Source organism: Streptomyces sp. G5(2025), assembly GCF_049542075.1.
GTDB lineage: Bacteria > Actinomycetota > Actinomycetes > Streptomycetales > Streptomycetaceae > Streptomyces.
In genome coordinates, this window is sequence record NZ_JBMUZT010000002.1 from 1713122 (window position 1) to 1721405 (window position 8284).

Genomic DNA, 8284 nt, shown 5'->3' on the forward strand with positions numbered 1-8284 from the left:
CCGCATGCCGGGGGGAGGCATGCGGCCCCTGGGAAGGGCGGCTTGGGGATGCGCGATGTCCTAGGCGTCGCGGCGGCGCAGCACCATGAGCCCGGCCGAGAGCGCGGCGAGCGCCCAGAGCAACAGGACGAGCACCGCGGTGCCGCCGTTGTAGGGGTCACTGTCCTGCGTCATCAAGACGGTGCCCGCGACGCTCGGCATGTAGTCGGAGGCGGTCTCCAGCCACTTGGCGCCGACGACGCCCATGAGTTGGGGCAGGGCGAGCAGCACCATGATGAGCGTGGTGATGGTGCCCGCGGCGCTGCGCAGGACCGTTCCCAGGCCGATGGCCATCATGGTGAGGAAGGCGAGGTAGACGGCCGCGCCGACCGCTGTCCCGAGCAACTGGCCACCCGTGTAGGTGCCGTCGTCCCCCATCAGGGCGGCGGCGACCAGGCTGCCGAGGATGCTGAACACGAAGCCGGCGACGGCGACGACCGCCATGACGACGACCGACTTGGATACCAGCATCCGGGCGCGCTTGGGCACGCTCTGGAGCGTCGTGCGGATGGAACCACTGGAGTATTCACTGGTGAGCGCGAGGGTGGCAAGCACCACCACGGTCAGCTGGGAGATCAGGAAGGCCTGGGAGGCATGGTGCGGGGCGGGCATCGCCACGTCGACGCCCTTCTTCGCACTGGCGTCGGCCGAGGCGCCGACCATGGCGGCGAAGCCCACGGTGAGCAGTAGGCCGACGACGAGGTTCCACCAGGTCGCCCGGACGCTCCAGAACTTCGTCCACTCGAACGCGATGGCTCCGCTGAAGCCACCGCCCTTGACGGGGCCGACGAGCTTGGGGGCCGTTGTTGTCGTTGTCATATCCGCTTACGCCTTCTGGTGGTCCGGTGCGTCGGTGGCCTGCGACAGGGTGGGAGAGCCGTACTCCACGCTGGCAGCGGTGAGTTCCATGTAGGCCTGCTCCAGGCTGGCCTTGCGCATGCTCAGCTCGTGGACGGGGACCCGGTGGTGGAAGGCGAGGTCGCCGATCTCCTCCAAGGTGCCGCCGACGACCATGAGCTCCTCTGGCGCCGCGTCCGCGCTCTGCTCCACGCTCATGCCGAACTGCAGCAGTTCGCGCCGCAGGACATCGGGCTGCGGGGTTCGGACACGGACGGCGTTGAGCGAACTGCCCGCGATGACCTCGTCGATCGGGGCATCGGCAATGATCTTGCCGCGGCCGATGACCACCAGGTGGTCGGCGGTCTCCTGCATCTCGCTCATCAGGTGACTGGAAACCAAGATCGTTCGTCCCTCCGTGGCCAGGGACCGCATCAACTCCCGCACCCAGCGCACGCCGTCCGGGTCAAGGCCGTTGACCGGCTCGTCGAAAAGCAGCACCTTGGGATCGCCGAGCAGCGCGGCGGCGATGCCCAGACGCTGGCCCATGCCGAGTGAGAAGGAACCGATGCGCTTCTTGCCCACCTCGCTGAGGCCGACGGTCTCCAGCACCTCACCGACCCTGGACGCCGGGATCCCGTTGCTGCGGGCCAGGCCGAGCAGGTGGTGGTAGGCGGAGCGGCCGGGGTGCCCGGCCCGCGCGTCGAGCAGGGCGCCCACCTCACGCAGCGGGTGCTGCAGATCCGCGTACGGCTTGCCCTTCACGAGCGCCCGGCCCGTCGTCGGCGTGTCCAGACCGACGATCATCCGCATGGTGGTCGACTTGCCCGCGCCGTTCGGGCCGAGGAATCCGGTGACCTTACCCGGATTGATCTCGAACGAGAGGTCCGACACGGCCGTCTTGTCGCCATACCGCTTGGTCAAACGGTCCAAAGTGATCATCGCCTGGTGGCTCCTTCCAAAGTCACGAGAGCAACGCTAGGGATCCGGCGCCGCCGGAACATCTGGCGAACGGCACGGGCGTACTCGACTTTCGGCAGGTCCGGGGTCATGGCCCCCTCTTGTAGCGTGCTGGAATGCAGCAATGGCAGGCCGCACGCCGACGGACCGGACGATTCCTACGGAGCCTTGGCTCCGAACAGCCCTTCGCCAGGCGCGGCGATCTGGTGCTGCTCCTCGCACTGCTCGCGCTCTCCGCTTTCACCGCACAGGCCCTCGCGACCACGCCGGCCATCTGGCTGACGGCATGTCTGGTCATCGCGGGCGCGGTCGTGGTGCAGCGCACGGCGCCGCTGTTCTCCCTGCTGCTGGCGGCGCTGCTCGCGCTGTTCTATCCGTGGTTCGGCGCGAACCTGTGGCCGGCGATGGCGGCCGCGGTCCTCAGCTTCCTCGCGGGCCGCAGGCTGACCCGGATCCGGCACGCGCACATCGTCTTCCTCTGCGTCGCGGTGGCCGGCTTCCTGCTGGTCAACGCCCTCCCCGACGCCAAGGACTGGCTCAGCATGCTGATGACCGAGTTCGTCGCCTGCGTGCTGCCGTGGTGGGCGGGCAACTGGTGGGGGCAGCGCCGCTCGCTGGCGCACGCCGGCTGGGAGCACGCCGAGCAACTGGAGTGGCGCCAGCGCTACATCGCCGAGCAGGTCCGGCTCAGGGAGCGTTCGCGGATCGCGCAGGACATCCACGACTCCCTCGGCCACGAGCTGAGCGTGGTGGCCCTGCTGGCCGGCGGTCTGGAGCTCACCCCCGGCCTGTCCGAGCAACAGCGGGAGTCCATGGGCCAGTTGCGCAAGCGGTGCACCATGGCCACCGAGCGGTTGCACGAGGTGATCGGGCTGCTGCGGGAGGACGCCACGCCCTCACTGACCCCCGCCGACGAGTCGATCGCCCATCTGGTGCGCCGCTTCGCGGAGTCCACCACGCCGGTGGAGTTCCACGAGGAGGGCGCGGGGTCCGGCGAGACACCCCTTCTGTACGACCTCGCCGCCTACCGCGTGGTGCAGGAGGCACTGACCAACGCGGCCAAGCACGCGCCGGGCGCCCAGATCACCGTGCGGGTGGTCCACCGGACGGACGAGACCGTGGTGTCGGTCGTCAACAAGCGCCCGGAGAAGGGCGACCGGCCCCCCGCGACGGGCAGCGGATCCGGCCTGATCGGCCTGGACGAGCGCGTCCGCCTCGCGGGCGGCACCCTGCGGGCGGGCCCGCTCGCGGGCGGCTTCGAGGTGGAGGCACGGCTGCCGCACACCCGGGTCGCACCGTCATGTACGACCGTTCCGCGAGACCTCGCCGCGAGAGCAACGCAGCCCGGCGGTCCGGCCGACGGCGGGAGCGGCGGCGGGAGCAGCGGCGAGAGGGGCGGCGAGAGCAGCGGCGCCGACGATGCCGCTCCGGCCGGGGACGAGGCCGCCGCCGGCTCCCGGGCGCCGCTGCGGAGCGCGTCGAGGGCCGCGCTGCTGCGGACCAAGACGCGGCTGCGGCGCGACGCGCGGCGGGCCGCCCTGATCCCGGTGCTCCTCGGCGTGGTCATCGTCTCGCTCCTCGCGGGCCTGTACGTCTTCACCTCGGTGGCCACCTCGCTCTCCCCCGAGGGCTACGCGCGGCTGCGGGTCGGCGAGCCGCGCGCGGACCTGGAGTCCGTACTCCCGTCGCGGCGGATCAAGAAGCCCCCGCCGGTGGTCACCGAGCCCGTCGTCCCTGAGGGCGCCCAGTGCGAGTACTACCGGGCGAGCACCAGTCCGCTGCAGATCACCGACGCGATGTACCGCTTGTGTTTCAAGGATGATGTGCTCGTGGCCAAGGACACGCTCTGAGAGCAGCGCGCCCCGCAGCGGCCACCTGTGGGGCCGATGAGCAGAAACCTTCAGGGAAGGATCGGATGATTCGCGTATTGCTCGCCGACGACGAGACCATCATCAGGGCAGGGGTTCGCTACATCCTGACCACGGAGCCGGACATCGAGGTGGTCGCAGAGGCGTCCGACGGGCGTGAAGCAGTCGAACTGGCCCGCAAACACCGCCCCGACGTGGCGTTGATCGACATCCGGATGCCGGAGATGGACGGCCTGACGGTCGCGGGCGAACTGCGGTCCACCACCCCGCAGACCGGGGTGATCATGCTTACCACCTTCGGCGAGGACAAGTACATCGAGCGCGCCCTCGACCAGGGGGTGGCGGGCTTCCTCCTGAAGGCGTCCGATCCGCGGGACCTGATCTCCGGCGTCCATGCCGTGGCGTCCGGGGGTTCGTGTCTCTCCCCGCTGGTGGCCCGGCGTCTGATGACCGAGCTGCGCAGGGCGCCCTCGCCGCGCTCGGAGGTCTCGGGGCAGCGTACGACGCTGCTGACCAAGCGCGAGCAGGAGGTCCTCGGAATGCTGGGCGCGGGCATGTCGAACGCCCAGATCGCCCAGCGGCTGCACCTGGTCGAGGGCACGATCAAGACGTATGTCAGCGCCATCTTCACGCAGTTGGAGGTGCGCAACCGCGTGCAGGCGGCGATCATCGCCTACGAGGCGGGGCTGGTGCAGGAGGTCGATCTCAACGGATAGTCGACCGATGGTCGAGAGATAGGGCCCAGCACACCGCAGGGGGCCTGCGAGGACTCCTCGCAGGCCCCCTGCTCGCCTCAGCCCTGCACCTGGTCCTTGATGAACCGGGCGAGCCGCAGCGCGCCTTCGGTCGCCTGGCCGGTGGTGAGGTAGCTGCAGGAGAGCCGGATCTGCCGGTCACCCGCCGTGTCCAGGTGGAAGTGGCGCATCGGCGTCCAGATGACGCCGTACTTCTCTGCGGAGACGTGCAGCGCGGCCTCGTCCGCGGGGAACGGGACGTCGAGCGTCAGGAAGAAGCCGCCGTCGGGGTCGTTCCACCGGACGTCCGCCAACTCCGGGCCCCCGGCGCCCAGTTCCCGTGCGAGGGCCTCCCGCAGGTGCCTCATCGTGGCCTGGTAGTGGCGCGCCGCGCCTTCGTTCGCCGCCCGTAGTCCGCCGCCGTTCTGCAGCAGCATCCCGGCGACCGCCGCCTGGCTCAGGCTTGAGGTGTTGACGGTGACCATGCTCTTGACCTTGGCCAGTTCGTCGGCGAGCAGCCCGGGCCCACCGCCCTCGCCGCCCTCGACCAGCTGGTCGGCGACGACGAACCCGACGCGGGCGCCCGGGAAGGCGGTCTTGGCGAACGAGCCCAGGTAGATGACGCGCCGGTCGGTGTCGAGGGACTTGAGCGTGGGGCGCCGGACCGAGCTGAACACCCCGTAGGGATTGTCCTCCAGAAGCAGCAGCCCGTGCCGGCCCGCGGCGGCCAGGAGGGCCGTGCGGTCGTCGCGGTGCATGCTGACGCCCGTGGGGTTGGAGCAGTCGGGCACCACGTACAGGCACTTGGCCCGGCGGCCGCTCGCCTCGATCTCCCGTACGGTGCGGTCGAGCCCTTCGAGGCTCGGGCCGTTCGGGGTGCCGGGCACGGCGACGACCGGGATCCCCAGGAGGGCGGCCGCGCCGGTGATGCCGACGTACGAGGGGCTGTCGACGAGGAGCACGTCGTCGGGGCCGGTGAACAGGGCGCGCAGGGTGAGCAGGACGGCTTCTTGGCAGCCGACGGTCACCACCACGGAGGCGGGGTCCACCGTCATGTCCTCGTCGATGTCGAGCATGCGCGCGACGACGTCCCTGATCTGTCCCGCGGTCTCGCCGTACTGGTAGAGCGCCGTGCGGACCCGTTCCTCGGAGTAGCCGCGCTCGCGCAGGTGGTCGAGGTAGGTCTCGATGAAGCCGGGCACGTGGGCGACGTCGAAGTCGCCCTCGTAGGGCCGCCCCGGGGCGAAGGAGATCGCCTGCGGATAGCGCAGGGTGACTTCGTTGAGGAAGGTCATCGTGTCGAGCAGCGGGGCGGAGAGGCTGGGGTGCAGGGCGGTCCGCGGCAGGGCGCCCAGCGAGCTCCCGCCGCCTGGCGTGGTCGTCATCCGCGACTCCTGTCTGTGTGAGGTCGGCCGTGTCCCGGCAGCAGGACGGTGTGCGTGTCGATCGTGTCGAGTGAGGCATGGCCGGTGAGCACCATGGTGTCGGCCAGTTCCGCGGTGAGCAGCGCGAGCATCCGGTGTACGCCGTCGCCGCCGCCCGCCGCAAGGGCGTACAGGGCGGGCCGCCCCACGAACACGGCGCGTGCGCCGAGCGCGAGCGCCACCAGGATGTCGCTCCCGGACCGGACGCCGCCGTCCAGGAAGACGGGGCAGGCGCCGCCTACGGCGGACACCACCTCGGGCAGGGCGTCCAACGCGGCCGGCGCGCCGTCGAGTTGGCGGCCGCCGTGGTTGGAGACGAGGATGCCGCGGACGCCGGCGGCCACCGCCGCCTCCGCGTCCCGCGCGGTCAGCACGCCCTTGGCGAGCACGGGCAGCCCGCTCGCCTCCCGCAGCCGGTCCACGGCCGACCAGTCGAGTGAGCGGTCGAAGGCCAGCCTGCTGTGCGCTCCCGGTGTGGCGCTTCCCGCGGCGGCCGTGCCCGTCAGGTTGGCCGGGGTGATGTGCGACGGGATCGCGAAGCCGTTGCGCAGGTCGCGCAGGCGGCGTCCGGTGAAAGGGGTGTCGACGGTGAGGACCAGTGCCTGGTAGCCGCTGTCGCGGGCGCGGCGTGCCAGGTCGAGGGTGGTCCCTTGCTCACGGAAGCAGTACAGCTGGAGCCAGAGCGGCGCGCTCGCGGCGTGGGCCACCTCCTCGATGCTCCGGCTCGCGAAGGTGCTGAGGACGAGCGGGACACCGATCCGGCCCGCGGCCTCGGCGCTGCCCAACTCGGCCTCCTTGTGGGCGAGTTCGTGGTAGGCCACGGGCGCTATGCCGACGGGGGCCGCCCAGCGGGAGCCGAGCACCTCCACGGAGGTGTCCGGCTCCTCGATGCCGGGCAGCGCCTTGGGACGCAGCCGCACGAGGCCGAAGGCGGCCTCGTTGGCCGCGAGCGTCCGTTCGCGGCCCGCTCCGCCCGCCATGAAGTCCCAGTCCTGGGGCGGCAGGACCTGCCGCGCACGCTCGGCGAAGTCGTCCAGCGTGAGCGGCTCCCGCAGGTCGGGCGCCGTGGTGGCGGGCACCCCGGTGGCAGGCGTCATCGGCCGGCCACTTCCCGCTCCCTCTCGACCGCCTCGTACAGGGCCTTGATGTTCGAACTGCCGAAGCCACGGGCGCCGTTGCGCTGGATGTACTCGTAGAAGAGTGTGCTGCGCGGGTAGGGCGAGCGGGTGAAGATCTGCAGCAGGTAGCCCCACTCGTCGCGGTCCACGAGGACGTTGGTCTCGCGCAGGTCGGCGATGCGGTCGGCCATGCCGCTGACGCGCTCGTTGAGCAGGTCGTAGTAGGCGCCGGGGGTGCGCAGGAAGGCCACGCCGCTGTCGCCGAGGGAGCGGACCGAGCCGACGATGTCGTCCACGAGGAAGGCCAGGTGCTGCACTCCCGGGCCGTTGTGCGCGTTCAGGAACTGGTTGATCTGGCCCGGCACGCGGGTGTCGTCGGGCTCGATGAGGGTGAAGGTGATGCCTCCGTCGGCGTTGCGCACCACGATGGAGTCCATCGCCTGGTCGCCCACCTCGATGTACTCGGAGGAGTAGTAGGGCGTGTCGAAGGCCGCCTCGTAGAACTCGGCGGTGCGGCGCAGGGTGCCCGCCTCCAGGCAGACCGCGACGTGGTCGATGACGGGCCGGGGCCCCGCGGGCTCCGTGGCTGCCGGAAGGAGCGCCCAGTCCCGGTCGGGCGGCAGGTGCCCCGCGCGGCCCTCGACGTCGGCGAGCAGGGTGTGCTGGATGTCGCCGAAGCCGGAGACGGTGGCGTACCAGGTGTCCTGGCCGCGCACCTGCGAAGGGGTCGGCCGCTGCACGGCGTTCGCGCCGGCGAGCACGGCCCGGTCGAAGCCCGACTGGACGTCGGCGCAGCTGAAGGCGAGGTCCGCGATGGAGTCGCCGTGCAGGTCGACGTACTGGGCGACGGCGGTTCCCGGCTGTAGCGCCTGGGTGACGACGAGCGTGACCCCGCCGCGGCGCAGCACCGTGGACCGGCGGTCGTGCGTGCCGGTGGCGGGACCCGCCACGGCCAGCGGCACGAAGCCGAGGCTGTCGATGAGGAAACCGGCGGCAGCCCGGTCGTCCGTGACGTACAGCTCGGCGTACGCAATGGCCCTTGGCGGCATGGCGGCTCTCCAATGAAAAGAAGGGGAGGGAAACGGGAAAACGCGCCGTGAAGACACTTCCCGCATTCTCGATCAGGAAAGTCGAATAGACTTGATGACCACTCTACAAATCCCCCGTATACCCTCGCTATCGGCCGGTTATCACCGTCTCTACCTGCGGTTATCGCCTTCGAGAACAGTATTGACCAGATTGCGGAAGCCTTGCTAGCGTCCCACTTCACACTTAATTGAATGCCGCTCGATCGGCACCTCGAT

7 protein-coding genes are annotated in these 8284 nt (G+C 70.5%); 2 read left to right on the forward strand and 5 right to left on the reverse strand.

Features of this window, described 5'->3' with window-relative positions:
* Positions 1–60 precede the first annotated feature (60 nt).
* Complete coding sequence (locus ACOBQB_RS07925) at positions 61–858, reverse strand: ABC transporter permease subunit (protein ID WP_423589896.1); 798 nt, start codon at positions 856–858, stop codon at positions 61–63.
* A 6-nt stretch (positions 859–864) separates the two neighbouring features.
* Complete coding sequence (locus ACOBQB_RS07930; RefSeq protein ID WP_423589897.1) at positions 865–1818, reverse strand: ABC transporter ATP-binding protein; 954 nt, start codon at positions 1816–1818, stop codon at positions 865–867.
* Between the two features lie 134 nt (positions 1819–1952).
* On the opposite strand from ACOBQB_RS07930, the gene ACOBQB_RS07935 reads away from it, so the two are divergent.
* Positions 1953–3686 (forward strand): sensor histidine kinase, encoded by a 1734-nt coding sequence (locus ACOBQB_RS07935; protein ID WP_423589899.1) that lies wholly within the window; start codon positions 1953–1955, stop codon positions 3684–3686.
* 65 nt (positions 3687–3751) lie between these two features.
* Complete coding sequence (locus ACOBQB_RS07940; protein ID WP_423589900.1) at positions 3752–4420, forward strand: response regulator; 669 nt, start codon at positions 3752–3754, stop codon at positions 4418–4420.
* Positions 4421–4497: 77 nt separating this feature from the next.
* Here the strand turns inward: ACOBQB_RS07940 and ACOBQB_RS07945 are convergent, their stop codons facing one another.
* The 3 genes from ACOBQB_RS07945 to hppD are packed head-to-tail and all read right to left on the reverse strand — an operon-like array spanning position 4498 to position 8029.
* The gene (locus tag ACOBQB_RS07945; protein WP_423589902.1) at positions 4498–5823 is read right to left on the reverse strand and encodes a PLP-dependent aminotransferase family protein; all 1326 of its coding nucleotides are present in this window, start codon (positions 5821–5823) and stop codon (positions 4498–4500) included.
* A complete protein-coding gene (locus tag ACOBQB_RS07950) occupies positions 5820–6959 on the reverse strand; it encodes an alpha-hydroxy acid oxidase (RefSeq protein ID WP_423589904.1) in 1140 nt (379 codons plus the stop codon). Before ACOBQB_RS07950 ends, ACOBQB_RS07945 begins: the two co-directional genes overlap by 4 nt.
* Positions 6956–8029, reverse strand: coding sequence for a 4-hydroxyphenylpyruvate dioxygenase (gene hppD, locus ACOBQB_RS07955; protein ID WP_423589906.1), 1074 nt, complete (start codon positions 8027–8029; stop codon positions 6956–6958). Before hppD ends, ACOBQB_RS07950 begins: the two co-directional genes overlap by 4 nt.
* Between the last annotated feature and the right edge of the window lie 255 nt (positions 8030–8284).